Source organism: Hymenobacter tenuis, assembly GCF_054780495.1.
The window spans coordinates 1,642,769-1,665,971 of sequence record NZ_BAAGWF010000001.1; the positions used below are offsets into that span (position 1 = coordinate 1,642,769).

The 23,203-nt window shown below is 57.0% G+C and carries 29 protein-coding genes; 3 read left to right on the forward strand and 26 right to left on the reverse strand.

Translation table 11 applies throughout. The features are described from left to right. Positions 1 to 65: 65 nt before the first annotated feature. The 26 genes from ACYVGU_RS07115 to ACYVGU_RS07240 all read right to left on the reverse strand — a co-directional run bounded on the left by ACYVGU_RS07115 (position 66) and on the right by ACYVGU_RS07240 (position 20,454). Positions 66 to 2,273 (reverse strand): hypothetical protein, encoded by a 2,208-nt coding sequence (locus ACYVGU_RS07115; RefSeq protein ID WP_460621463.1) that lies wholly within the window; start codon positions 2,271 to 2,273, stop codon positions 66 to 68. Next, positions 2,273 to 4,231: a hypothetical protein gene (locus tag ACYVGU_RS07120; RefSeq protein ID WP_460621464.1), complete on the reverse strand. Its 1,959-nt coding sequence runs from the start codon at positions 4,229 to 4,231 to the stop codon at positions 2,273 to 2,275. The genes ACYVGU_RS07115 and ACYVGU_RS07120 overlap by 1 nt, the downstream gene beginning before the upstream one ends. After that, positions 4,231 to 4,788: a hypothetical protein gene (locus tag ACYVGU_RS07125; RefSeq protein ID WP_460621465.1), complete on the reverse strand. Its 558-nt coding sequence runs from the start codon at positions 4,786 to 4,788 to the stop codon at positions 4,231 to 4,233. The genes ACYVGU_RS07120 and ACYVGU_RS07125 overlap by 1 nt, the downstream gene beginning before the upstream one ends. Positions 4,789 to 4,971: 183 nt before the next feature. Then, the gene (locus tag ACYVGU_RS07130; protein ID WP_460621466.1) at positions 4,972 to 5,439 is read right to left on the reverse strand and encodes a hypothetical protein; all 468 of its coding nucleotides are present in this window, start codon (positions 5,437 to 5,439) and stop codon (positions 4,972 to 4,974) included. A gap of 11 nt (positions 5,440 to 5,450) precedes the next feature. Continuing rightward, on the reverse strand, positions 5,451 to 6,176 hold the full coding sequence (locus ACYVGU_RS07135; RefSeq protein WP_460621467.1) for a hypothetical protein: 726 nt from the start codon (positions 6,174 to 6,176) through the stop codon (positions 5,451 to 5,453). Continuing rightward, positions 6,173 to 7,687 (reverse strand): hypothetical protein, encoded by a 1,515-nt coding sequence (locus ACYVGU_RS07140; RefSeq protein ID WP_460621468.1) that lies wholly within the window; start codon positions 7,685 to 7,687, stop codon positions 6,173 to 6,175. Before ACYVGU_RS07140 ends, ACYVGU_RS07135 begins: the two co-directional genes overlap by 4 nt. Positions 7,688 to 7,690: 3 nt before the next feature. Then, positions 7,691 to 8,707 (reverse strand): hypothetical protein, encoded by a 1,017-nt coding sequence (locus tag ACYVGU_RS07145; protein ID WP_460621469.1) that lies wholly within the window; start codon positions 8,705 to 8,707, stop codon positions 7,691 to 7,693. Then, complete coding sequence (locus tag ACYVGU_RS07150) at positions 8,707 to 9,195, reverse strand: hypothetical protein (protein WP_460621470.1); 489 nt, start codon at positions 9,193 to 9,195, stop codon at positions 8,707 to 8,709. The genes ACYVGU_RS07145 and ACYVGU_RS07150 overlap by 1 nt, the downstream gene beginning before the upstream one ends. Before the next feature lie 57 nt (positions 9,196 to 9,252). Next, positions 9,253 to 9,975, reverse strand: a complete 723-nt coding sequence (locus ACYVGU_RS07155) for a hypothetical protein (RefSeq protein ID WP_460621471.1) — start codon at positions 9,973 to 9,975, stop codon at positions 9,253 to 9,255. Then, positions 9,975 to 11,426 carry a phage terminase large subunit gene (terL, locus tag ACYVGU_RS07160; protein ID WP_460621472.1) on the reverse strand — a complete coding sequence of 484 codons (1,452 nt, stop codon included), beginning with the start codon at positions 11,424 to 11,426 and terminating at the stop codon, positions 9,975 to 9,977. Before terL ends, ACYVGU_RS07155 begins: the two co-directional genes overlap by 1 nt. 3 nt (positions 11,427 to 11,429) lie before the next feature. Continuing rightward, entirely contained in the window at positions 11,430 to 11,729 is a 300-nt protein-coding gene (locus ACYVGU_RS07165) for a hypothetical protein (RefSeq protein WP_460621473.1), read from the reverse strand. Then, on the reverse strand, positions 11,722 to 12,543 hold the full coding sequence (locus ACYVGU_RS07170; RefSeq protein WP_460621474.1) for a terminase small subunit: 822 nt from the start codon (positions 12,541 to 12,543) through the stop codon (positions 11,722 to 11,724). Before ACYVGU_RS07170 ends, ACYVGU_RS07165 begins: the two co-directional genes overlap by 8 nt. A gap of 2 nt (positions 12,544 to 12,545) precedes the next feature. Beyond that, positions 12,546 to 12,782 carry a hypothetical protein gene (locus ACYVGU_RS07175; RefSeq protein WP_460621475.1) on the reverse strand — a complete coding sequence of 79 codons (237 nt, stop codon included), beginning with the start codon at positions 12,780 to 12,782 and terminating at the stop codon, positions 12,546 to 12,548. Positions 12,783 to 12,846: 64 nt separating this feature from the next. Further along, a complete protein-coding gene (locus tag ACYVGU_RS07180) occupies positions 12,847 to 13,020 on the reverse strand; it encodes a hypothetical protein (RefSeq protein WP_460621476.1) in 174 nt (57 codons plus the stop codon). A 337-nt stretch (positions 13,021 to 13,357) separates the two neighbouring features. Then, the gene (locus tag ACYVGU_RS07185) at positions 13,358 to 14,071 is read right to left on the reverse strand and encodes a hypothetical protein (RefSeq protein WP_460621477.1); all 714 of its coding nucleotides are present in this window, start codon (positions 14,069 to 14,071) and stop codon (positions 13,358 to 13,360) included. A 10-nt stretch (positions 14,072 to 14,081) separates the two neighbouring features. After that, positions 14,082 to 14,399, reverse strand: a complete 318-nt coding sequence (locus ACYVGU_RS07190) for a hypothetical protein (protein WP_460621478.1) — start codon at positions 14,397 to 14,399, stop codon at positions 14,082 to 14,084. A gap of 41 nt (positions 14,400 to 14,440) precedes the next feature. Next, the gene (locus tag ACYVGU_RS07195) at positions 14,441 to 15,256 is read right to left on the reverse strand and encodes a sulfotransferase family protein (RefSeq protein ID WP_460621479.1); all 816 of its coding nucleotides are present in this window, start codon (positions 15,254 to 15,256) and stop codon (positions 14,441 to 14,443) included. Beyond that, positions 15,225 to 16,178: a hypothetical protein gene (locus tag ACYVGU_RS07200; RefSeq protein ID WP_460621480.1), complete on the reverse strand. Its 954-nt coding sequence runs from the start codon at positions 16,176 to 16,178 to the stop codon at positions 15,225 to 15,227. The genes ACYVGU_RS07195 and ACYVGU_RS07200 overlap by 32 nt, the downstream gene beginning before the upstream one ends. Before the next feature lie 99 nt (positions 16,179 to 16,277). Next, positions 16,278 to 17,063 (reverse strand): hypothetical protein, encoded by a 786-nt coding sequence (locus ACYVGU_RS07205; RefSeq protein WP_460621481.1) that lies wholly within the window; start codon positions 17,061 to 17,063, stop codon positions 16,278 to 16,280. A 4-nt stretch (positions 17,064 to 17,067) separates the two neighbouring features. Then, positions 17,068 to 17,901 (reverse strand): hypothetical protein, encoded by an 834-nt coding sequence (locus ACYVGU_RS07210; protein WP_460621482.1) that lies wholly within the window; start codon positions 17,899 to 17,901, stop codon positions 17,068 to 17,070. A 276-nt stretch (positions 17,902 to 18,177) separates the two neighbouring features. Beyond that, positions 18,178 to 18,858, reverse strand: a complete 681-nt coding sequence (locus tag ACYVGU_RS07215; RefSeq protein WP_460621483.1) for a hypothetical protein — start codon at positions 18,856 to 18,858, stop codon at positions 18,178 to 18,180. An 81-nt stretch (positions 18,859 to 18,939) separates the two neighbouring features. Continuing rightward, complete coding sequence (locus ACYVGU_RS07220; RefSeq protein WP_460621484.1) at positions 18,940 to 19,179, reverse strand: hypothetical protein; 240 nt, start codon at positions 19,177 to 19,179, stop codon at positions 18,940 to 18,942. A 1-nt stretch (position 19,180) separates the two neighbouring features. Beyond that, positions 19,181 to 19,411 carry a hypothetical protein gene (locus ACYVGU_RS07225; protein ID WP_460621485.1) on the reverse strand — a complete coding sequence of 77 codons (231 nt, stop codon included), beginning with the start codon at positions 19,409 to 19,411 and terminating at the stop codon, positions 19,181 to 19,183. Positions 19,412 to 19,440: 29 nt separating this feature from the next. Continuing rightward, complete coding sequence (locus tag ACYVGU_RS07230; protein WP_460621486.1) at positions 19,441 to 19,872, reverse strand: hypothetical protein; 432 nt, start codon at positions 19,870 to 19,872, stop codon at positions 19,441 to 19,443. Beyond that, positions 19,872 to 20,210: a hypothetical protein gene (locus ACYVGU_RS07235; protein ID WP_460621487.1), complete on the reverse strand. Its 339-nt coding sequence runs from the start codon at positions 20,208 to 20,210 to the stop codon at positions 19,872 to 19,874. Before ACYVGU_RS07235 ends, ACYVGU_RS07230 begins: the two co-directional genes overlap by 1 nt. Before the next feature lie 61 nt (positions 20,211 to 20,271). After that, complete coding sequence (locus ACYVGU_RS07240; RefSeq protein WP_460621488.1) at positions 20,272 to 20,454, reverse strand: hypothetical protein; 183 nt, start codon at positions 20,452 to 20,454, stop codon at positions 20,272 to 20,274. 141 nt (positions 20,455 to 20,595) lie between these two features. On the opposite strand from ACYVGU_RS07240, the gene ACYVGU_RS07245 reads away from it, so the two are divergent. From ACYVGU_RS07245 to ACYVGU_RS07255, 3 genes are read left to right on the forward strand one after another with little or no spacing between them, the layout of a single operon-like run. Next, a complete protein-coding gene (locus ACYVGU_RS07245; protein WP_460621490.1) occupies positions 20,596 to 21,255 on the forward strand; it encodes a helix-turn-helix domain-containing protein in 660 nt (219 codons plus the stop codon). 3 nt (positions 21,256 to 21,258) lie between these two features. Continuing rightward, a complete protein-coding gene (locus tag ACYVGU_RS07250; RefSeq protein ID WP_460621491.1) occupies positions 21,259 to 22,626 on the forward strand; it encodes a hypothetical protein in 1,368 nt (455 codons plus the stop codon). 7 nt (positions 22,627 to 22,633) lie between these two features. Further along, the gene (locus tag ACYVGU_RS07255; RefSeq protein ID WP_460621492.1) at positions 22,634 to 23,152 is read left to right on the forward strand and encodes a DNA-processing protein DprA; all 519 of its coding nucleotides are present in this window, start codon (positions 22,634 to 22,636) and stop codon (positions 23,150 to 23,152) included. Positions 23,153 to 23,203 lie beyond the last annotated feature (51 nt).

A 23,203-nucleotide genomic window follows, 5' to 3' on the forward strand; every position in this document is an offset into this window, starting at 1 on the left:
AAATAGGTTAAAGATGAGCCACTAAACTACGAAAAAGCCCCGGCCAAATGGTCGGGGCTTTTGCTTTAGTACCACTCTCCAGAGAAGAATTCTACCGGCACGAAGAACTCGTGCACGCCGCTGGTCTCGGCCGGTGGTGCCGTGGCCAGGTTGACCTCGGCCGGGAGTACCACCCGCAGCAGCTCCACGTCGGTTAGTGCCTTTCCCTCCAGCACGAAAGACGGAATATTGACCAGACGATGGAGCCGGCCGTGAATCAGAATCGGCCGTTGGGGCCGAATCTTCTTAAACAGCGCGGCCGTGAGAGCTAGTGGCAGCTTCACCTTATGCCCTCTGGCCAGCTGCTCAAACAGCCCGGCGTAATGCCGCTGGTACAGCCCACCGGCGCCGGCAAACGTGAGGCCCACCGTATCGGCGGTACCGAACAGCGCCCGGGCATTCAGAAAGTAGAAAGGGAGCTTTTCCTCACTCAGCCCCCGGTACCGGAGCAGGCGCGGCGCAAAGCTGTAGCTCCAGCTCACTTCGTTTAGGGGCGTCTCCAGCGCTTCTTTCGTTGCCAGGCAGGGCAGCGTAAACCGAATCATAGGTGCGTTAATCCCTAACTCCGGGTCGTACATCTGATACGTTCGGAATTCGGTCGGTGCCCACGGCACGAGCAGCCGCTGCTCTGCCAGCTCTACCCCTAGTACCACCCCTTTCGGCCGGAAAGTATAGTCGCAATAGCCGAGGCCTTTGGCTTGCACCAGCGCGTCGCTCTCGTCCGTCTGCCAACCTAGGACAATGCGACGAGCTGGCAACGCTGGCGTGTACTCCCCTTCATCCGGACTGCAGTAAGCGGATAGATCTAACGCCAACGCCGGCGGCAGCTCGTAGCGGTCGTGATAGTGAAAGGTGAGGATGCGTGCATCGGCATCGGTCGTGTAGCGTAGGTTTTTCAGCAGAAAAAAGCCCTTCACAAAGTCCCGCTGGCTGAGCTGCGGAAGCAGCGCGGCCACATTCAGCAGCTTCGGGCCTATCTCTTCCTCTACGGGCTCCACGTCGACGCTCCACTCGGCCACGTCGAGCGAGAAACCATCGTCACGGCTCAGGCCGAGCGTCCGCCGTACCACTGGCAGCACTCTCCAACCTGTTTCCAGGTAAACACCGACCGGGAGCAGCTCCCGGCTGTCCAGCACGTATTCGCCGGCACCTGTAACCGGCATCTGGAGCAGCACCTGCGCCTCCTCGATAGCCTGGCCAGGCGCTAGCCATACAAACGCCAGGTAGGTAGGCTCGGCTAGGTCAGCACCCATTGTCGTAACAGTCAAGGTTGCCCGCAAGTGGTACCCACCATCTAGCCTCACCTCGTAATTATGGTAGGGTGTGGGCACTTGGTTGGCCACGCCGTAGTACTCCTCGCGCCAGCGCCGGGCCGGATTGAGGGTTACGGCCGGCTGCAGCGGCCAGTATAAGCTCCTTGTTTGCCCGGTTTCGGCGGTGGGAACGAAATTATCCGCTGTAAACACGTTAAAACCATCGTTTGGCAGCCCTCCGGAGGCCTGCAAACGCAACAACCCGCCCCAATTCCACGGCATTTCAGCCCCGGTAAAGGGCATACACCACTCCCGTACGTCGGCATCGTCGAGCACTTCCCCCCGAATTTGCCACCCTACGTCGGCAAAAATCTGGCGTAGGGTGGGCAAAAACGATACAGAAGGCAGGTAGTCGTCGATTTCCAGGGCCCTAGTGCCGAAATCATTGCTGGCCGGCAACGGCTGCTCCGTTCCATCGGCGTTCACGATGGTATCGTACCAATTTCCATAGGCCACGAGCGGGAACTGTATCGGCGTATCGGCACAGCTAAGCGCCAGGCGCTCAGCAAAGCCGTGCTGGCCTTGGTAATCGAGTGGCGCAAACTGCAGCTCACTGAGCATCTTACTTCCTATCTGCGCAAATACGTCTACCTCCGGAGCCACGAGCTTGCCCGGGTAACCATCCGAGCGAACCGACGTGAGCTGCCACACACCCCGGAAAAACAGGTCGCCGCCCACGTAGAGCACGGCCGTAATTGGGCGCGGCGCCAGGAATTTGTCGACCATCTGACCATTCCGGCGGGCTTGGAAAAACCGGTCGTTGCGGCGGGTGGGTGGCAGCACGAAGGTGTAGGAGGCATCGCCGCCCCGGCTATCGAGCTGGTTGATATCAACCCCGCTACGGCTCAGGCGAAGCAGGCTCCCCACGCCGGCCGGTAAGTCTACCAGGTAGTCGTCGAGTAACAGGCGAATATCTTCCACTATTCGGGTAGGGTTACGAAAATGCTATTAGGCGCTATATCCAGAGCAACGGAATAGCTGTTTTCAGGCTCGTTATAGACGGGGCTAAAGCCGTTCACGATGACCTCCTGGTAAGTGGCTGTCTCCGGCGTGAAAATCAGCACCCTCGGAGCACTGGCCAGCTCATCGCATAGCCAGTCGAGCGTCGCCATGTCAAGTAAACCACTTGACAACTTGCGGGCTTTGGTAAGCTGCACTTGCCGCATGGCCAGCTCCCGGCCCCGGCTGTACAGTTCTACTTGACGTTTTGGCTCCGACTCCCGGAGGCCGCGAAGCCAAACTGTCTCGTAGGCCCCTCGTCGAGAGAGAAAGCACAGGCACTCTTTCGCTGGAGCATGCTGCAGCGAGTAGCTCAGCACCTGCTCCCCTCCGACCTTCACCACCACCGTCGAGCGCAGAGCGTCCGCCGGCATCATGGCCAGGGCAAAGTTCAACGGCATCCGAACGACGCCTCCAGCGGCGGCCTGGCTTTGCTCCCGAACGATGCTCCCACCGGTGGCCGTGCGCGTCGTGACCGTGCAGCTCACGGCCTGGCCATCCTGAGCCAACACGTAGGCTGCTTCCGCGTAGGCTGGCCGGCCCGCCGGCACGATGCCACGAGGGGCCGGCAACGACAGGCCTAGTTTGGTGGCGGCCGGTGGTACCGGCAACGCGCTCTCCAGCGCAAAGCACACAGGAGAGTCGGCAATGGTATAGCGCCGGCGGGACGATTGCCCTTCGGCCGTGTAGGTTTCCCCTACCCGCACGAAATAGCCTGCTAAGCGGTCGGAGGTACTACCCGGCTCATGGCCTAACTCCGCTAGTAGCAGGCTGGCCACGTCGAACGTGTAGGTATTGCTCTGTTGGTAGAGCTGCTCCATCCGGCCGAGCTGGCGTGGTACGCGGGCCCGGTTGTCGGCTCCAAACACGGCGCCCGGCAAGTGGTACACTTCCACAAAGCAGCCCCAATCCGATTTGCCTTGGCTCCGGAACTCGTCTACGCCAGTCGTGGCCACGAGTGCCACGGCCAGCTCGTCGGAGCTAGTAGCCTCAAAGGAGAACAGCGAGCCGGGCACCAGCGCCACCAGCTCTATCTCGTCCGGAGCCGATTGATAGACGGTATAGCGGGCGCTCAGGGCTTCCGACGAGGCCAGTGCGGCGGCCAGTGTGGTAGCTGTATCGAACGTACCCTCTCCTCCAGCCTGTCGGCTCACGAACTTTTCTCCATTCACCACTACCTCCACTTCGTCGGGTAGGTTCAGGTTGTTCACCGTGAACAGCAACCGGGCAGCCCGGGCAACTTGGCCAGTGGCCGCCGAGCGAAGCGTAACCGAAATGGGAAGGCCGGCCGCTGCCAGCAATGCCGGCAACGTGATATCGAGGCGAGGCACGTACGCGCACAAGCCGTCGTCTTCAGTGGCCTCCTCATTGTAGTTACTGGCTTCGGGGTCTGTACAACCCCGTACGGGCTCACTCGGCACCACATAGCCGCAACTCGTGGCGTTCTTCTGCTCCAGTATGGCAACCTCGCCACCGGAGCCGTTGGCCTCAATCCGGTACCGGTCTACGCCCTGGCATTCGCGGCGAAGTACGGTGCCGGCCACTGGAGGCGCCGTGTAGCCACACTCGGAGCTGTTGGCTGTATCGATGAAGGTAAAGCCCCCGTTACCATCGTGAAAGTAGCCCCGCCGGGTGGTAGTACCTGGTAGGCAGTGATGGTGAAACTCCTCCTCAACAGGTCGGATATAGTCCTCCTCCTTATCGGAGGGGCTGCCCTGGTCGTAGGTATAGGTCTGCGTTGGGCCTTCCGCTGCGAGCAGCGTTTGCGTGTTGAAATCCCACTGGTGCCGGGTGTAGTAATCGGTTATGATGCGGTCGTCGGCCGGGTCATAGTACCGATACAGAAACTTGTAGTAGACTTTAAGCTTAATCAGAGCCATTAGGCAGCCTTTTTAAATACCCGGTCGAGCTCTATCGTGGCGTCGTCGAGTAGTTGATTGTTTAGGTAGATGTCGAGCAGCTCCTGGCCTTTGTCGAATGCCGGCGTCAGGAAGTGCCGGCCGCGGATACCATTGCGGTAAATCGAGGTCTGGATAGCGAAGGCCAGCTGGTTAGCCGACATGCGCCGGCCGGTGCTCTGACTCCGGCGGGATTGAAACTTACCGGTGCTGCTGCGAGCAGGCAGGCCTAGTTTCTTCTTCCGAATCCACACCAGGAGCGCATCGATAGGCACCCGCTTAGTGAACTTGGCTCGGCCCCGGTCGAGGTACTCCAGGTAGTCGAGGGCGTAGAGCTCCAGTGAGGCGTTAGCAGTGAACCCTTCGAAGCGGCCGGCGGCATTGCGGCCTTGCACTGCTTTGGCCTGCATGCTCTTGAGCAGTGCGGAGCTACGTCGGTCTAATGGGTAGCGGCCACTCTCCAGCACGAAATAGATATGCTGGATTATGGCCTCTCCCACGGCCTGTAGCGTGTCACGAATAGAGGAAGAGGTTGGCATGCTCCTATCACGGGCGGCGGCTTGATAAATCCCGGCCACACAAAAAAGCCCCTCCTCAGGTGAGAAGGGGCTAGGGCTACTTACGAAAGGAACGGTAGCTAAGCCAGGCTACACCGATACCCATTAAGAGCAGGGCGCTACAGAAGCCAATGAAAGGCCAGGGCCCACCGGGTAGGTAGGGCATTACTCGTAGTGCTTCATGGCAATGGCCGCCTCGACGTGCTGCAGCATCATATCCGCGAACACGATCGGCACCGTGTTGCGTGCCCACTCAAACCAATCGCCCTGGTAGCGGGAATCGATATCCGGATCATTACACAGGTCATTCCACGCCTGCGGGGTCATCTTCGCCCTTTCCCCCAGAATGCGCCCGCTGGGGAATTCTACCAGGGTGCCATTATCAGCCAGGAACTCCACCTTGTAAGGGTTTTCGATGCCTTTCCCTTGAAAGAGCTGGCCATACTTCTCGGGGCTGGTTTCGGTCATGTACACCCACACCTCCATGCGAAGGCCCACTTCGCCCTCCGGAGGCAGCTGCTGCTGGTAGTAAAACTTATGCACGTAGGCCTCCTGCTCAAAGCGAGCCCCGCCGATGTAGCGGTCATTGACCTTCATTTTCACGTACTCGTGGTATCCTAGTTGAACTGGCATAATTGGAAAGGTTAGAGGGTAAGACCAGTGTCGGCTTGCATTAAATTGACGTGGGCAATGATTTCCGTGGCGTTCATAGAGCGCGTGTAATGTTGAAACATCCACAGATTGAGTGAACCGCCGCCGAAATTCCAGCCCGTATGGTTGTAGAGACCACTGAGCACGCGGCTGGTCACCGTACCACGGGTGCCGTTGGCGTTGGTTTTGTACACTAGGACTGTCCCGTCTGTATTGGCGGATATAATCCAGGCCTCAGCATTCGTACCCCAATCTCCATAACTTTGATAGCCGGAGTTCAAGTGAGAAGCAAAGAAAGTGCTGCCGTATATGAAGGGGTTAGCCCCACCGGATGCGTTGAAGAACGTCCGCTGGGTAGTCCCAAAATCCGCTTTTCGTTTCACCAAAAACACCCAGGTATAGGGCGTGGCTCTGTTTATCTGCGTGGAGCCAGGACCGAGGTTGCAAACCAATGAGCCCGTTACCGTGGCCAGCGCAATGGTCTCGCGGGTGCCCACTAGCTCAATACTGGATTCCTTGCCGGAGGCCGTGCTCATATGGAACCCATTGCCGCTGCGGTCAATCCAGTTCAGCACCTTGCCCGCCGAGTTTTTGATGACGCGGAAGGGGTTGTTGGTGTCGTAGTACACCAGGATATCGGCGGCGGGGTAGTTGCCCATATCCTGATCGTACTCCAGGGGCTCGGCCACATAGTATCTTACAGAAGGGTCGCCAATCATATCTTCCGAACGATTATGGAACCCGTGGATCCGGCCCCAGCTGTAGCCCCAATAATGAGCGAATCACCTACTTGGAAGACTTCCGATGCCAGGTTGGCCGGCACGTAGGAGCCGCCCGATGCCGGGGCTCTCCGGTACACGACGTTGCTTACATTCGAGCTGAGCTCTACATCGTAGCTACCTATCTGGTCGGCAAAGCGAATGACATATTCCCTCTCGCCTGTGGTGCCGGCTGTCCAGTAGAACATACCACGCACGTAGTTCAGGCCAAAGCTGCGCCAGTTCGCCGCGTTGAAGCTGGAGCCCGCCGTAAAGGCTGCCGGTGCGAAATAGGTTACGCCGAGATACCACACCACATCATTCTTGGCGTAGGTGGTGGAGCCCACGAAGTCGCCTCGGTAGTTGAAGCGGTTGAACAGAGCGGTGTACAGCTCGTTGATAGCGGCTACCAAACTGGTTTTAGCGCTGGTGAGCAGGCTGGTTAGAAACCCAGTGGTCTTACTTACCGCATCCTGCGACATGACCGCCGTGGTGCTCGTGCCAGTAGCCTGCACTACCGTAGTGCCTCCTCCCGTTTGCCCACTGGCCACGTCAGGGCTTTGCTCAACCCAGTAGGTGCCGCCGGGGGCCGTAGCGTCACTTTCTACGGGCAACACATTGTTGGGTCCGGCTTGCGCAACCTTGGCTCGGAAGAGGCGTTCACTGGCACCCAGCACATACCGCCCGACAGTATTCACCGCGTGGCTGCTAGTGGCTGTTATAGGCGGGAACGTGGCCACAATTTCAGCAGTGGTAGCGGTATCCTTAATCCAGGCCGTACCGTTACTGTTGCGCGTATAGGAGCCGGTGTTGGTGCCATCGTCGAACACGCGGGCGCTGCTCGGATAGATAGCTAGGGTGGCATCTACGGCATTTAGTTCGGCCAGCGTTTTAAACCGGAACGGCCCGCCTTTCATTTGGTTGGTGGTGAGGTTGGCCGCGAACAGCCGCACCTCATTGATTGCCGCAACTAGGCTGCCTTTGGCCGTAGTGCCGAGGCTGGCGAGCGTACCAACGTCAGAGCGAAGGTTCGTAATTAGCCCGTTCAGCTCGTTTGCCGCCGCTACCAAAGTGCTTTTGGCCGTAGTGGTCAGGCTGCTCAGCGTACCGATACCAGTCAGCAGATTTTGCACAGCCGTGCTGAGCATGGATTGCAGCACCTTACCCGCGCCGATGGTAGCTACGTTGCCCGGAAAGGTCACATCTCCTGTAACATTGCTTAGGTCAGCGCCACCACCGCCGGTCACTTTCTTCACCAAGCCTGCATCAGTGGTATTAGTGATTTTCCACCACCATTCCTCGCCGGCAATGTTGACCGTACGCTCCTTGCGAGCCCCCTCCGGAACGGCTAAACACGCTTCAGCCGCATTGGAATATGGCGTACCATCTTGCCGGGAATAGAATTTATCGGCTGGTCCCCCTTGCTTGTTCTCAAAGCCCCCTCCAGCCCACTGATATGAGGTATCTTCCATGACTTAAATTGGCTGAATGGTAAACTCGTGTTGGTGATTGCTTGGATAGGTGGTAGCCGTCTGCAGGGTATAGCAGGTGCTGTCGGTGGCCACCCCGTTGCTGTTGGTGTAGTCCTGCGGGCCGCCGTTGGCTTCCGGCCGAGCATCCTGCACTCGCACCCCTGAGGCGACATAGGCCCCCGTGATGTTGCCGCGGCTGCTCTCGATGTCGATAACCTGCGTGAGCTTGTAGCCTGGTGGCACGACGATAGCAAAGGTTTTCTCGACGGTACCGGTGTTAAGCGTAAGCGTTAGAGCACCCTTTACCAGCTGCTTACTAGGCAGGGCCCTCACGGCCGCCGACGTGGTAGGCTTGGCCGCAACCGGTCCGAAGAACACGTACTGCCAGCCCTTGAGCTGCACTTGGTTGGAGGCCAGCCCGGACTCGGCCGCCTGTGGCGCATTGACTGAGCGCACAGCAGCGGGCCGGGTATCGGGCGTATTGGCCGGGCGCACCAGCTTGGGCTCGCCGGCAGCATAGTCGACGAAGGCTTGGTAGTTAATGCTGCCCAAAATCCGCACTACGTTGCTGTTGCGCGTGAACGGAGAGCTATTGCCACTTGAGCTAATCTGAGCCCCATCCTTCTTGACCAGGATAGTGCTGAGCGCGCCGGCGTCGCCCTGGTTGAAGGTGGCTGTAAGAGCGTTGGCCACCGCTTGCCCTACCTCGTCGTCGACGGCAGCACTTTGCACTAGGCTCAGGCTGGCCACTGAGTAGGTTGGCAGAATGCTCCCGCTGTAGGCCTCGACTATTAAGCCCGGGCCTGTTTTGCCAGTTGCCGGCACCATGGTACCCTTACCAAACTTGCCGAACGGCTCGACGGCCAGGAAGTCGGCATCGAACATCTGGCCAGCCACCATAGCCTCCAGTACAGTAACGGTTTCTTGGGCCCGGGTGGGGCCGAACTGCGTATGCTCCGCCGAACCCTTAATGCGGAATGTCCGGCGTATAAGCGCGATTATCGGATTTAAGTCTGGCATTACAGAGAGGGTGGCGTGTAGCGAGTCCGAAGGCTGGCGCGGTTGACTGCCATGGGATAGGTGAAGGAAATTTCAGCATGCCAGCCGGCGGCGCGGTCCTGGCCATAGTCGGTAAGCGACACGGTGCTGGTGAGCGACACGTCGGTAAGCGTCTCCTCCAGTCGTAGAATTTCCAGGAGCTCCTCCACGTAGCCGCCGGTCCTGGCCAGTATCTCTTTCTCCATGCGGGTGCCGGGGTGTCGGCCACGTGCCGGCGGGATGTCGAGCACGAGGAGGCTCACCTGAAACGAGCATAGGCCCCGGGTGCTCTCCCCTACCTGCATATCGGTTTCGAAGAATACCTGAGGGTAAGGCGTGTCGCCGGCGCCGGCTTGCTCGTCGGGATAGCCGATCTGAAAGTGCTTAATAGGCGCATAGCGGCCGACGACATCCTCCAAGTAGGCGAAGATGCGTGCTGCTGCGCTATCGGGTTGTGGCGTGTCTTGCATGCCCGTATCACGGGCGCACGGCTACCCTATCCCGCTTGCGCTCAAACTCCATATCTTCTAGGAGCTCCTCAATTGGCCAAGTACGGAGCGAACGTACCGCTTCCCCAATGCGGCGACTATGCCAGAGCAGAGCCTCCGTAAACGACCCGCTGGCCGAGGAGCTGAACTCAGGGCCTCCACTATCTGGAGCAGTGCTGTCTCCGTCTGGATTTTTACCAGGGAAGAGGCTTGGAGTCGCACTGCGCTGGAGCTCCAAGCCGTCAAAAAATTTGCAACGTACGGCCAGGCCTGCTCCATGGAGAGCGAGGCAAAGGCCGCGGTGGCTTCACGCACGGCCCGGGCATCCTGCTTCACGCCCTTGCGCACGAGTAGCACGGCCAACAGCTCCGGAGCAGCTACGCCTGGGTTATTGCCGGCGGCATCGAGGAACGCCAATAGTGCTTCGAACTGGCCAGCACTCAGCCGGCCGAAGTCTTGGCAGTGCAGATAGGTTACTCCGTGATGCGTAAGCGTTGACGCCGGCTCTCCAGTAGGCAGGGCAAAGAACCAGGGCAGCATACTGCCTAGGTTGGCCGCCAAGCTCACGTCGGCCTCCAGCGTATCAGCTGGTAAATCGGTAAGGGCTTGCACGGCGCTAAGCAGCTCCAGCTCTGGCCGGCGCTCAGCCTGCAGGCGGGCGTATTGTTGAAATGCGGAGAGGGGCACCTCGTGCCACCCTTCCGGCATACGGCCGGAGTACTCCTGGCCAGTTTCGGTATCTGTGATTTTGAGCGTACGCATTAGGAGTAGTTGAACTTCTTTTTAGTCTGATTGCGGGCTATAGCTTGGGTAAGCGTATCCAGCATGTCGTCGTGAGCAGCTGTCGGGAATGCGGCCGCCTGGCTTATGAATGCGTCGTTCCAACTGCCATCTATGATTACCACTCGTTGGGCCTCGATGAAAGGCGAGGCTGCTTGCACTCGTTCGGTTTTGCCGCTGGTGGGCGTAGGAGCCTCGACGATGTTGAGTTGGCTATTCTTCCGAAGCCAGCTCACGATATCCTTACCGTTGGCCTTTGGCTCGATGTGGAGCTTACTCTGGCGGCCGCATCCGTGCGCTTCCGCAAGCTGAGGCAACAGCTTCACCATATCAGTGAAGTCCAGCCAGTGCTCACCAGCATACCGCACGTAGAGCGTCTGGCCGACGTATGCCGATATGAGGATAGCCGAGGGGTCGTTTTTCTGGCTGTCGGTGTAAGCACCATCGTAGTCGAGGTGCCACACAGCCGAGCCGGCCTCCGGAAGCTTCAGGAAGTCAGCGTAGGTAATAGTCTTAAACCAGGCCTTTTTCAGAATGCCGCCCTCGTCGGGTGCCGGCATCTGGAGTATCTGGCCAGCATAGCCGTAGCTACCTAAGTCCTCTTTCATCGTGGCCAGTGCTCCACGGTCGAGTCGGTTGGCATCGAGCAGGCCATTGGTATATCGTTGCACCAGCTCCACCGGCTTCACATTCTTACCAAGCTCCCCACTCTTACTGTCAGGTGTTACCTCACCAGGTAAGCAGATGTGCCGAAGGTTTTTCTTTTTCTTAAGCCAGGCGCCGGCGGGGTCGAGCTCGTGCACCCGCTGCATAACCATGATAGATACCGTGCGCTTCTTATCAGTCTTTCGGCTGGAGACGGTTTGCACGTGCTTAAGTGCTGTTTTGCGGGCTTTCTCGTTATCCGACTTCTCCGGGTTAATCGGGTCGTCGATAACGATAATGTCGGCGTGCACACCTGTAACACGGGCACCGCTGGAGGTAATGAAGCGCTGGCCGCCGGCGGTGTTACGGTAGTTGGTCTTACCGTTCTGGTCGGCCTTAAACTCAATACGACCGGGAAACAGGCGCTGAAACTTGGGTGAGCTCAGACAGTCGCGCGACTTCAGGCCGTGGCCTATGCTCACGTCGGATGCAAACGAGGTGCTGATAATGCGCATGCTCGGCTCGACTAGCCACAGCCAGGCCGGGAAGAGCTGTGTAATAGTCGTGCTCTTACTCGTACCCGGCGGGATATTTACCAGCACGTCGCCTTGCGCCTCCCCTCGCTTCCACCGCTCGTACACGGCCTGCATTTCGTCGCACAGGTATTCGATATGCCAGTTAGGCACAAGCTCCACCGCTTCTATTGTCTCCCACATTTCGAGGAAGAAGTAGTAGAAGCGCTGGTAGCACTGAGCGGCTATAATGGCATCGAGGGGAAGCAGCTCCACGGGTTACTCAGTCTTCAGAAAGTCTGCGTAAGGCTGCAAGTGCTTCACCAGGGCGGGGCGGCCGCCGGCACGGTACACCTTCCGGAGCTCCCGTAGGTGCCGGCGCTTGGTGTACTTGGTCACAATGAGGTACAGCTTATGGCCGGCGAGGGGCTTCTGGTCTGTGGTGAGTAGGTCCGGGTACTCACTGGCCAGCACAGCACCAAGTGTAGGCTTGACGTTGGAAAACGCCGGCTCCGGCATGCGGGCGGCAAACTGACGAAGGGCGTGGTCGAGGTCGGGAGTAATTGTGTGCTTATCCATTCTGGAGGGCTTCATGTGCCGACCGCATCACGGCCAGCTGTTCGGGAGAAAGTTTCTTGGCCAGCTCGGCCGGGTCGTATTGCGGGGTAATGGATTCGCCCTTGCTCGTGAGGTCTACTTTGTTGGTGAGCATGCCGCGCCACACAGCCAGTTTGCCGAGGGCGCCGTCCTGGTCACGTAGGCTGAAGGAGGTGCCGTTCTTGCCATCGTTGTGCGTCTTCACCAAGTCGAGCATGCCCAAGGCCTCCGCTTTGGCGAGGTCGAGCTGCATTTCGTATTTCCACTCTGTCGGACCGTCGACAATGCGCACACCGTTCGGGTCTTTCTCCAGCTCCAGCTCCAGACGGAGTAGCTGCATTTCCCTGCGCTGGTGCTTGCGGGCCTCCTCCTTCCGGAACTTCACCCGGTCCTTTTCCTTGGTAATGAACTCCTCCGACCGGATAGCCAGCTCTTGCTCAAACTCGATGTCGGCACGAGCCTTGGCTACGATATCGGCCAGGCGCTTCTCGATGCGGGGTGTATGCTCTACACGCACCTTTGAATAGAAGTCGTCGAGACTGGCCGTGGCAATGCGCTGCCACCGGGCGGCTATCTCTTCCGGGCTAATGCACTCTTTAAGCAAGTGCTTAATTGCCGCTTGTATGTCAACAGATGTTAACAGGCGGCTCGCTTGCTGACGTGCGGTTTTCTCGCTGTATCCTGCTGCCTGAGCGGCTTTTGTGCCGTTGAATGACAACACGTACGCTTCAGCAAACTTGCGGCGCTGTGGGGTCAAATTATCGACGGGGCTTACCTCTGTACTCTTCTTGGCCATGACTACTTGGCCTCCCTCTCCAGCTTCACCAGGGCATAGCCGCATAGCACGTAGCCCACTAAGCCTACAAGGCCGCCCACCAGGCCACCCACGAGCAGGCACCAGCTAAACGAGACGTGGTGAGCACTGCACAGTCGGGATTGACTGACAGCACCCACCACGAAATGATAGAGCCCCGCGTACGGATAGCGCACAGGAGCGAAACAGATAAACGTTAGGAAGCGGAGGAGTTTACGCACGATACAGACTCGTTAGAATTCGTCTGTATCACGGGCGGGATGCGGCTTTATCCCACGTCCCACCTCATAGCCGGGGCCGCTTCTGGAGCTCCGGGTGGCGCTTCACGTATTGGTAAATGGAGCCTACTGGCCGACACAAGTGCGCTGCCACATCGGCGGCTGAGCAGGTGAGGTAGAACTGAGCGATGTACCGGCGGTCGGCGGTACCGAATCCACGGCGGGTAGAGGTTGTTTGCATGGGCAATATGCAGGAGTGGTGACAATGGAAATGGCTTGTTCTGGCGTCTCGACAACGTGGTAGGGCGTCCCGTTCCACTCTTCCTGAAACTTCTGCTCACCTGGTGTAAGCTTTCGTTTGGATGGTGGCTGAGCCGGGTCTTTCACTTCCATGAGGAAAGTCCGGCCGCGATACCCGACGAGCAGATCGAAACAGTTCTTGAGTTGGTGTAGGTGAAGCACGTGGCAGCCGATGCGACGGAGGGCGGCTACGATTTGAGGCTGGTTGGCATCGATGCGGGAGGCGGTTCTTATCATGGCCGTATCACGGGCGCACTAGCTCCGCCTCCCGCTCTCAACTATGAGGCAAACCCGTTATCAGCTGCAGCATCATTTTGTCCGAAGGCGTTGGCCTGGCCATAGGGCACCTCCGGCTCCTGGCTTGCTGTTTCTGCCTGAAGGGAGCCTTTCGAAATAGCCTCTGCAATTATCTTCGCCACCTCCGATTGACGCCTGGCCAACCAATTCTCATCGGTGGCATGGTCGTAATACACTTCGGCATTATACCCCTCTCCTGAAGCTTTCCACCCGCGGTCGTACGCTTCCTGCAGGAGCTGATAAGCATCGTACTTCTGGAGCGGCGGGGTAATGCTCCAGCCATGCCACCACGCAAAAGCAGAATAAACGCCCACGTCGCGGGGGTCTCCTTTATGCACGTGCGACAGCAAACCATTCACCAGCTCGTCTTTCCACTCCGGGTCTTTCCAACCATCAACGGGGAAGCCGTACTTCTCACGAGCTCGCAGCGCCTTTTCGAGTAAGGCCTGGCCATAAGCTAAAAACAACTGCTCCAACGTTTGCGGCATGCCCACCGGTATACGCCGGCTAAGCTCAGCCACCAGCCAGGCTATATCCTTATCCGCGTCGCCGTCATAGGTGTATTCGATGCGGCCAACGCCGTAGCATTCGCTGCAGTCGGTATTCATACCCAAGCACTCGGGGCATTCTTGCGGCGCTGGTGCCTGGTTTGATGCAATAAGGCTGAGACGCTGGAGGGTTTCAAAATTGTTCATAGGTCCGTGCTTACTCGTTGATATTGAATACAACTGTGCCTTTTGGCAAGCGAGGCCACTCCTTCATATCCGCCAACTCCTCTTCGGTGGCAACCTGCAGGTAATCACTCTCCGGACCGTAGTTGCTGTCGTCACTGATATAATCTTCCTCCAGCACATTCAGCCTCAGGGTGTCGTAGCACTTATCTTCATCCCAGCCCCACACCTGCTGTTGCAGTTGCTCCGAGCTCAGAGCTTGCAGCCCTGCTAGCAAGTCAGCATAGGTGTACGACTCACGGGGTTGTACTTTACCCTCGGGAATCATTTGGTTTACTTGGTCCTGTGTCATAGTTGGAAAGAGTGAATTCGTGGTTTTTGTAATAGCCTGGCCTAAGCCGCCGGCTTCTGTTTGAGTGCGGGGAAACGTTGGTAGACAGGCTCCGGGCCCTGAGCAGGACGAGGCGCTGTTCGCGCTGCCATCCTCTCCGCTACAAAAGAGCTTTTGAACTTCTGATATTCTTCCTCGGATGCCTCACGGGCGTAGGTGCCGGCGTCACTGGCCTTGCCGAGCACGGCTTTGAGCAGCTCCAGCTTTTTCCGGTCGAGGAGTACCTGAGCCGCCAACTCCGCTTTTATCTCGGCAAACGGTTCCTCCGGGTGCTGGTCGTAGTAGGCAATACCCTTCCGGAGCTGGTCGTCGGTAAGCGTTTCCAAATGCTGACGCACCTCGTGCTCGTTGTCGTACCGACGAGGAGTGGCTGGCAGCTCAGCCAGCTTTCGCTCCCGGGCCTCCTTCTGCGCCTGGCGCTCCAGCTCGATACCTCGCACCTGGTCGTCGTAGTGCCGGCACCACTCGTGTATCGTTGCCGGGTCTAACCGGTCGTAGACTTTGCCCCACCGGCCGGCGACACCCTCCCGGAGCACATACAGGAACTCGTCGAAACGCCAGTGCCAGTAGCGCTCCAGCAAGTCCGGCACGAGGAGGCCGATTTGTACGTCGGTAAGGTTTCGTACCACATTGAAGTACTGCGCAAAGAAGGTCAGCACGTTGCCCAAGGCTTCAGCTAGGGCGCCGGGGGCCTCCCGGTTTAGCACCGACACTTGCAACGACTGCAAGGCCTGGCCAACGGTTAACCCACTTTGCCGGTCAGCAATGGCCAGCGCTAACTCAGGGTCATTTAACGGGCCCCCTTCTTCGCTCAGCAAGGGCTCTAGCCATTTTGCCAGCGTTTCCGGTTGGCTTCTGGCCTGCAGCTGGCCTCCCGTTGGGTTGACCGGCCTGTGGAGTTGAACTTGATTGCTCACGGAATCCAAAAGATTTAACAGCTATTCGCCAGTTACGCATCGGTTTAGTGCCCACTAACCATCCCACGAGTTTGTAGTAGTCGTAGAACAGCTCCCCTCGTCCGGCCTTGGGGTGGTTGATGCTGGCCAGGTACTCGTCGACCATAGCAGCATCCCGGGGTATCTCTTCCCACTTGCGCGGGTCGGAGTCTAGCAGCCGGGTATCGACGTACCCACCGCGGCAGTGCTCTCCCTCAGGCAGAGCAGCCGGCCCGCCCCCCTGGTGTGCGAAGCCCGGAGCCGGGTTGTCAGAGGGTAAATTGATTTGCACCACTGCCCCCTCCTCATTTTTTTTCGACAGCTCACTCGCGGTGTCACTGTCTTCCTCTTCTTCTACTCCAGAACTATTCTTCTTCTTATTCCATATAGGACCGGAATTTTTCCGGTCAGCTTGGCTGCAATCCGAAGTATTACCGTCAACCGAACCGGAATTTTTCCGGCCAGTTTCTCTGTAGTCGGCGCGAAGCTGACCGGAATTTTTCCGGTCAGCTTCAGAAGAATTATTCCGAGAGTAGGACAAACCCCAGATTGCAGAGCGACCCGATACGCCGGGGGTAAAGGCAATCAGACCACGAGCAACCAGGACGTTTTTAGCGGCCTCACAGGTCTTCTCGTCCATCGAAATAGTCGAGGCGACCTGCTTAAGATTGCGGGGTATAGAGGCTGGCCAGCGGGCTATATTGAACTGATTTAGCCACCAGAAGTAAAGCTTCACCTGAGCAGGCGACCACTTCTGTTCAGCCTCCATTTGCCAGAATTGCTCCTGTAGTTCGTAAAAAGTCATTTTGTGGAGCGAGGGGTGGGAGCCGCCGACGTGGACAGCCATCATTGGCGTACTCACGGGCGGGGGTGGGACTCGTCCCATAAGCGGTTAGGCATCGAGCTATTCATCCTCCAGCGCCCTTCCTTTAAATGTGCGAGGAGCCTTACCCTTCTCCAGCTTCACGCCTTGCCCGCTGGAGTCAGTAATGGTTACCGAAGTGAAGCTGGCAGCACTCTCGACGATATCCTGCAGGAAATGCTCTTTGGGCTCCTCGTCGGGCTGCTTACCAAAGAGGCTGAGCTGGTCGCCACCGGCGCCATACTTGCCATCGAGGTAGGCCCGGGCCTCCATGTGTAGGGAGCCGAGCGTGTTGTTAAACTGCTCAAAGAAGGGGTAGGCTCCCTCCTCCTCATCTTCCAACGACACGCCCACAATTGGCGGTGTCTTCAGCTCCATGCGCTTGCCGAAGCACTTATACTTGCTCCGACGTTCGCCCACGAGCACCGTGCCTTTGTTGGAAAACTTAACCGACGTGCACCGGAAGTTTTCGAGCGCGGGGTGCTCGTATACTTCTCCCGACTCGACAGCCTGCAGCAAGGCCCGCTCTATGAACAGAGCATTTGGAGCATACACTGCCACAGCCGCGGCCTCCGGATAAAGGGCTTTGGCGTCGAGCTGCTCCGTGAGCATGACCAGGTGAAAGGTGAGCTTACGCAGCACCAGTAGGAGCTCCGGGTGCGGATACTGGTTTACGACTAATTGGAACTCCTCAATCACGGGCCCTTTCCAGCGGGATCCGGTGAGCTTGAGGGTATAGTTTTCTGTGAGGGTTACCGACTCGAAGTGGTATATAACCACCGGCTCCTCATTGGGGCCGGTGGCGTTGGTGGTGAGGTGCTTACTCATAAGGCTATGCTGCATTGCGCCACACCGTTGCCGGCCGGCCATTCTCGTCGATGGTGGAAACTGCTTTCTTGCGACCGCCGCCGGCAGTGGCCAGAGCTAGCCCCTCTTTGTATTCTGCAGAGTTCATCGGGTAGTGAAACCACCGCTTTGCTTTTACTGGAGCAGCTTTCTTCTTTTCAACTATTGCCTTGGCTTTCTTTTTAGCCAGACGCTTTACTTCCAACTGCAGCTCACGAGCAGCCAGGTACTCAGGAGTTTTCACCAGGCCGAGCGACTTAGCAAAGTGTCGAAGGGCGTCGGCTGACTTGCCGAGCTGCTCGGCCAGCACCTCCGTATCCACGTGCGGGAAGCGGTCGAGCACGAGCTGCTTTTGCTCTGGCGTGTAATTGTAGCGCGACACCGGGGCCGGCGCGGGCTTAGGCTTGGGAGCTGGCCGGGCAACCTTGGGCGCTGCTTTCGCGGGTTTAGCGACAGTGGCAGCTTTCACGTGTACTAAGCGCTTTACTCCTAGCCGACACGCCAACGCACAGAGGGAAGCAGGTTTCATACCTAGCAGCTCAGCTAGCTCAGCTAGGGGCATGCCTGTAGGGTAATGCTTCCGCACTAGTTCCTTATGCTCTTCTGACGTGCGAAGCTTGCCAGCTCGATACACCTGGCAGCGGATACCTAAGCGTTTGGCCATCGAGAGTACACACTCCCGGCGACGGCCAACCAATTCGGCTACATAGTCAGAGCCTTTCGTGGGGTAATGCTCCTGAAGTATAGCCAAGTGCTCTTTGCTCCAGTTCGACTTTCGAGGCTGTTTACCGAAGGCCTCCACCTTTAAATTTAGCTTCAAAGCCATTTTAAGTATAGCGGTGTGGGTGCGCCCTAGCTGCTCAGCCAAAGCTTTACCGCCTTTAGTAGAGTACTCAGCTTTCAGTATTGCGAGATGCTGCTCGCTCCAATGATTCTCTCCAGAGCGGCGAAGGATACCCAAGTGCTGCGCCTTATCCCGAATGTGAGCCCATGGGCGGCCAAGCAGGTTTTCGAGCTCAGCCTTAGTACCTGACTGATAATGAGTGGAGAGCACGACAACCTCGGCCGGGCTCCACTTGGTGCATTTTGCTACCATCTAGGCTAGCGTTTGATTACGTTGAAGATGTGCTTTGCGCTCCTCTTTGGCGGCGAACACGTCCGGGTCGAGGTGCCAGCCTTTTGCCTCCCCTAGCCAGGCAGCTTGTAACTCCTCCAGCGTTTCGGCTTCGTTGAGGAAGCTTAGCACCACTAGCTTATCCATGGGTAAGTCGTCGGCTTCAGCGCTTGGGACGGCACCAGCGGAGGGAACCGGGGCGGTTGAAACCGGCGGCGTGGGCGCGGGCGCGGCCGGCAGAGAGGGGCGCTGTTCCGGATTCTGTTTCCGGTCGAACTCGTCGGCCTCGTCCTCTCCATAAGCACCAGCTGCATACAGGTCAGAGAGCTTGAGCACGGCGCGACTCATTGCCCGCTTTTCGGCCATTTCCAGATAATACTTGTTCTGGCTGGTAGCAGGGCATGCACTGCCAAACGTCTCGATGCTAGTGAACTTGGTACCCATCGGCTTCTTAGCCGTGGCCTTTACAGCGGCGTAGTCGGCTTGAGCCGCACACACCTCGTAGGTAATTTTGATACCAACCGCACTAGCTATCTTCTCGATGCCAGTCCGGCGAATGATAGTATAGTGCTGGTGCTTATGTATATCTTCTGATAGAAGACCGTAAGCGGTGAACAGCCGATTAAGTTTATCGCGCTGCGACTCAGTTTTCAGATTATCCACTTATGTTTGCAGTGTTCGTTAGAAATTCATTTGACAGGGCCGCGCTGGGCAATAGCGCGGCCCTGTTGCTTTTGATCCTTGCTACAGTGGCCGATAACTGAGGCGAGTAGCGGGGCGCTCAGCATCTTTAATGCCTAGGCTCGTCGGCTTGCGGTTGGACTTAGGGCCGTAGGCCATGCAGCCATAGGCTAGGAAACACAGGCCGCCGAGCAGCACCAAGAGCACGAACCGAATGCGGCCCCGGGCAATTTGCTTTTTGCGCTCCCGGCTCATTTCGGCCAGCTCCACAGAGTAAAGGCGAGGATGGGAAGTAGCGCGCATCCTAGTGGCCGTTTTGCAGTGGGCGGGATACTACGGCCGGGCTGGTAGAGGCAATGTTCTGGCGGCGCTGCAGCTGCTCAGCCGAGGTGCGCACGTGCCGCGCAAGGGCAGTAGCCACGCGGGCACCGGTGCCAGTCCAGGTTTCAGAGCAGATGTAATGGCCAGCGCTGCATTTGGCGGTCACTGTCGTTTCCCGCCGGATAGTGTTAGTGGAGGTGCTTAAGAGAATCACAGGGCAATTGTGAAAAGGTGAGAGTTGAGTTAGGCAGCGTCTTTCTCCGATAGCGCCTCATAGCGGAGGCGGAATACTTCACGGAGAAAGGCCTGGTACCATGCCCGCTCCTGGCTGTGGAGCATGAAGGCAAAGGCCCGTATGTTGGTCTTTTCTAGGCGGTCGTCGACGAGTGAGTCGTGGGCGTCGATATAAGCCAGTAAGTCTTGCAGGCTCAAGTCGTCTTGCTTGGCTTGCAGGGTGGCTTTGAGCTTATCCCGCCGGCTTTTTAGGCGGAATAGAAGCTTAAGCCTTTCGCCAGCGCTCCAGCCAGGCCACTGCTCTTTTCGCTCAGCCACGAGGGCCGGGTGAGCCGCTATGAGCAGCGGGTTTTCCAGCCAGAACTCCAGCGCCGCCGGCGTGGGCAGCTTGGCCGGTACGGCATAAAAAGCGGGGTTAAAGGAGGCGGTGGCGAGTAGCATTAGGAGGCCTTCAGTAATTCGCCGGTGTATTCGCGCACCTGGCGTTCTGTGACACGATAGTTTTTCTTACCGCAGCAGAAGTAGCCAATTCGGCCCTCTGTAATGAGTTGGCGGGCAGTGCGCTCAGAAATGTCTAGACGTTCCGTTAGCAACCCGTTATAGGGCCGGGACGGGTCAGGGTCACCACCTACACGATACACCACCATGAAGGCTCTTTCTGCGGCTTCCGCTGTCTCACGAGCGCGGTTGCGGCTTTCGATTTCAAATTCTAGGAGGCGTAGTGTTGCCTCCCGGTCCTCAATCTCAACTTGCCCACCGTTGAATGCGAAACGAAGCATTATGTATTTTGCAATAAATGGTGATAAAGCGAAACAAAACGTTAAGGGAAGGACAAAAAAATTAACCTGGCACTGATTGATTATCAGCCCAGTTGTTAAGAATGGAAGCAACCACTTCTGGCATTCTAACAGTCGCTCTCTTCTCTTGCTGCATTCGGCCTTGTTCGGCCTTTAGTGCTTGCTCAGTGGTCATTTTGACCTTTGCAAGAACTGTGTAAGTGGGTGGCTCTTTAGCTTCCATCATGGCTTAAATCGTAAGATGTGAACTGTTATGCAATTATACGTTACTAAACGTTATAAAGCAAAAAATGTTGCAACAATGTATTATAAATCGTTATGAATAGCATTCATTTGCGTTACATTTGAACAAGGGAGATTAACACAAATGCCAAAACTAGATAAGTCCGCTAAAGCACGTCTTACTCAACTGCGTGAAGACGCCAGTATGAGTCTTTATGATGTGGCTGAGAAAGTCGGAAAAAGCCATACTACTATCCATCGGTATGAATCTGACCCTAAAGCGGGCATCAAAACTGATATGCTTCAGGAGTTGGCTCGTGTTTATAAAACAACTGTTGCCTTTATATTAACTGGTGTACATCCAGACAGTACTGTAACAGTACCAAAGGCTGATTACATCGAATTGCCATTTTTTACACGAACTGCATACGGGTCCTTTGCGGTCAATTGCCTTGACCATTTGCCCGACGAATACAATACAATGTGGGTGCTGAAGCGTGAAGGACGAGATTATAAAGACGCTCGCATTCTAGAAATACGGGGCAATAGTATGGCTCCAAAGTATGGCGACCGGGTATGCGTTGCAGTCCGCCCTGTTCAAGAAGGAGACTGGCAATATGCCACCGGCGTTCACGCTATCTCACTTCGCAATGCCATGTTCATAATTAAGCGCATTACGAGCAACCAGAATGGCGTGATGGAGCTCACCAGCGATAGCTCAGGCGAGAAGATGAATATTGAGCTAGGCGATATCCTATGCATGTGGAAGGTAGGCGAGAAGGTGTACGAACCCGCTGAAGACTAGGCAATGGAGCTTGTATTTCGTATCCGAGAAGACCGTCTGGACAAGCACGGGCGAGCCGGCGTGTGGGCTGATATCCACTGGCCAGGCCACCGCGTACAGCCAGGCGTAGCCGTGAAAGTGGAGCCGACCAATTGGCAGCCCACAAAGGAGAAGCGCATCAAATCCCGGGAAGCGGATAGCAACGCCAAGAATCTACGCTTGCAAAAAGTAGTTACTGCAGTAGGTAAACTTTTTACTGCAGCGGAGGCCGAGGGCAAGGCCGAGCGGGACGTTACGGAGCAGGAGGTTCACGCCACCATTGCAGAAGTTCTAGGCTCAGCAGCGGATACGAAACGCACGAAGACGACAGAGCCGGCCCCTGGCCTTACTCCAGCATCGAGCTGGGCGGAGTTCAACGAACAGTGGAAAGCTGAAAACGCCCACTTGATGGCTAAGGAAAGCATGCGCCAGTACAACCCCGTTGTTACTAAGCTTGCTGAATTCGATGCCGCGCTTTGCCTTCAGAATATCTCCAAGGTAGTTTTTGGACGGTACGTGGCCATGCTCCAGTCAGAGCAGAAGAAGGACAGCACTATCCAGACGCACTATAAGTTCTTGCGCGAGTGCTTCCGCATGGTCAATCAACCGGTACCATCCTGGCTCAGCTTGCCAACTACTCGGCAAGGCAGGGCAGCCTCGTTAAAGAAAGATGAGTTCCTAGCCTTGGTCAACTTGCCCCGGGACCAGATATGGAACTATATGCACAAGCACCTCGACTTGTGGATATTCCAAACCCTCCTTCTTCTGCGAGACAGCGACTTGCGGGCCCTCCAGCCGCACCACGTTAAGGAACTAGATCTACCCCTATACGGCCCCACGTTGTGTGCTGAGATTTACCAGGAGAAAACCATGGAGCCTCTGCATTTGCCGTTACCTCCTCTGGCTGCCTCTATCTGGCGTCGCTATAATGGCCGCCTACCAGTGCTCGACCAGAGCGGCCGAGGAAAGGCAATTAAAAAGATTGCTGAGATAGCAGGCCTTACTCGTGAGTTTGTGAAGGTGCAATTCAGTGGTAAGACGAAGATTGAGCAGGTAGGCCCCATTTGGAAGTTTTTAGGTACCCATGCCGCGCGACATACGGGAGCTGACCTGCTAATGCTGGGCAGTGGTGCCGATAAGGATTTGAAGGAGCTAGCGCTAGGCCATAAAATGCCATCCGTTTACGGCTATGATTCCGTCGAGCGCTATGGCCCTGCTATTCTTGACGCCTGGCGTGCTGTGCTGCCGAGTGCAATTCCGTTGGCAAAGACAGAAGCTGCCAACGCATCCGGTGTAATTCCGCGCCGGTTTTCGTTCTTTACTACACAAAATCAGCTAGGCAGCCAATCGTAAAACAGCCGTGGCAGTATTAAATCCTGCATATACCAGCACATACCAGCAGAAACACCGGTATCGCATCATTGCTGGCTTATCCGATGGCACCGTGGTAGTGGAAGCTGCGCGAAAAGGCGGCGCTCTTATCACGGCCGACCTGGCCCAGGGCTACGACCGGGATGTGCTGGCCGTACCAGGCCCACTAGGCTCGCCGGCCTCGGAAGGCTGCCACGAGCTAATAAAAGCCAATAAAGCCGCCCTATATTCGGAGCCCAAAGATCTGGAAGAACTGCTCAACTGGGATGCGGCGCTGCATCTGAACGGCAAGTTCAAAACCCCAACCGCCTACCTAGCCGACGACTTTACCCCGGAAGAATTTAGTCTGATTACCGTACTGCAAGCCGCTCCCAACCGCGAAGAGCACCTCGATACCCTATCCTGGAAAGCGCAGGTACCCGTTTATTCCAGCGCCTCGGTGCTCCTGGGGCTCGAGTTTCGGGGAGTGGTGAAAGCGCTGCCGGGTAAGCGGTTTGCGCTGGTATAGTCTTCAGCGAGTAGCTCCTTCTTTTTTCTGGTTTGGCGTTCATCGTGGCGC

Excerpts from the sequence above, each read along its gene's own strand:
- ACYVGU_RS07180 (WP_460621476.1), bottom strand. The coding sequence starts at position 13,020 with ATGCAAACAACCTCTACCCGCCGTGGATTCGGTACCGCCGACCGCCGG.
- ACYVGU_RS07190 (WP_460621478.1), bottom strand. The coding sequence starts at position 14,399 with ATGACACAGGACCAAGTAAACCAAATGATTCCCGAGGGTAAAGTACAA.
- ACYVGU_RS07235 (WP_460621487.1), bottom strand. The coding sequence starts at position 20,210 with ATGCTTCGTTTCGCATTCAACGGTGGGCAAGTTGAGATTGAGGACCGG.
- ACYVGU_RS07220 (WP_460621484.1), bottom strand. The coding sequence starts at position 19,179 with ATGCGCGCTACTTCCCATCCTCGCCTTTACTCTGTGGAGCTGGCCGAA.
- ACYVGU_RS07125 (WP_460621465.1), bottom strand. The coding sequence starts at position 4,788 with ATGCCAACCTCTTCCTCTATTCGTGACACGCTACAGGCCGTGGGAGAG.
- ACYVGU_RS07170 (WP_460621474.1), bottom strand. The coding sequence starts at position 12,543 with ATGGCCAAGAAGAGTACAGAGGTAAGCCCCGTCGATAATTTGACCCCA.
- ACYVGU_RS07135 (WP_460621467.1), bottom strand. The coding sequence starts at position 6,176 with ATGATTGGCGACCCTTCTGTAAGATACTATGTGGCCGAGCCCCTGGAG.
- ACYVGU_RS07200 (WP_460621480.1), bottom strand. The coding sequence starts at position 16,178 with ATGACTTTTTACGAACTACAGGAGCAATTCTGGCAAATGGAGGCTGAA.
- ACYVGU_RS07145 (WP_460621469.1), bottom strand. The coding sequence starts at position 8,707 with ATGCCAGACTTAAATCCGATAATCGCGCTTATACGCCGGACATTCCGC.
- ACYVGU_RS07185 (WP_460621477.1), bottom strand. The coding sequence starts at position 14,071 with ATGAACAATTTTGAAACCCTCCAGCGTCTCAGCCTTATTGCATCAAAC.
- ACYVGU_RS07205 (WP_460621481.1), bottom strand. The coding sequence starts at position 17,063 with ATGAGTAAGCACCTCACCACCAACGCCACCGGCCCCAATGAGGAGCCG.
- ACYVGU_RS07240 (WP_460621488.1), bottom strand. The coding sequence starts at position 20,454 with ATGATGGAAGCTAAAGAGCCACCCACTTACACAGTTCTTGCAAAGGTC.
- ACYVGU_RS07150 (WP_460621470.1), bottom strand. The coding sequence starts at position 9,195 with ATGCAAGACACGCCACAACCCGATAGCGCAGCAGCACGCATCTTCGCC.
- ACYVGU_RS07155 (WP_460621471.1), bottom strand. The coding sequence starts at position 9,975 with ATGCGTACGCTCAAAATCACAGATACCGAAACTGGCCAGGAGTACTCC.
- ACYVGU_RS07120 (WP_460621464.1), bottom strand. The coding sequence starts at position 4,231 with ATGGCTCTGATTAAGCTTAAAGTCTACTACAAGTTTCTGTATCGGTAC.
- ACYVGU_RS07130 (WP_460621466.1), bottom strand. The coding sequence starts at position 5,439 with ATGCCAGTTCAACTAGGATACCACGAGTACGTGAAAATGAAGGTCAAT.
- ACYVGU_RS07140 (WP_460621468.1), bottom strand. The coding sequence starts at position 7,687 with ATGGAAGATACCTCATATCAGTGGGCTGGAGGGGGCTTTGAGAACAAG.
- ACYVGU_RS07250 (WP_460621491.1), top strand. The coding sequence starts at position 21,259 with ATGGAGCTTGTATTTCGTATCCGAGAAGACCGTCTGGACAAGCACGGG.
- ACYVGU_RS07165 (WP_460621473.1), bottom strand. The coding sequence starts at position 11,729 with ATGGATAAGCACACAATTACTCCCGACCTCGACCACGCCCTTCGTCAG.
- ACYVGU_RS07245 (WP_460621490.1), top strand. The coding sequence starts at position 20,596 with ATGCCAAAACTAGATAAGTCCGCTAAAGCACGTCTTACTCAACTGCGT.
- ACYVGU_RS07230 (WP_460621486.1), bottom strand. The coding sequence starts at position 19,872 with ATGCTACTCGCCACCGCCTCCTTTAACCCCGCTTTTTATGCCGTACCG.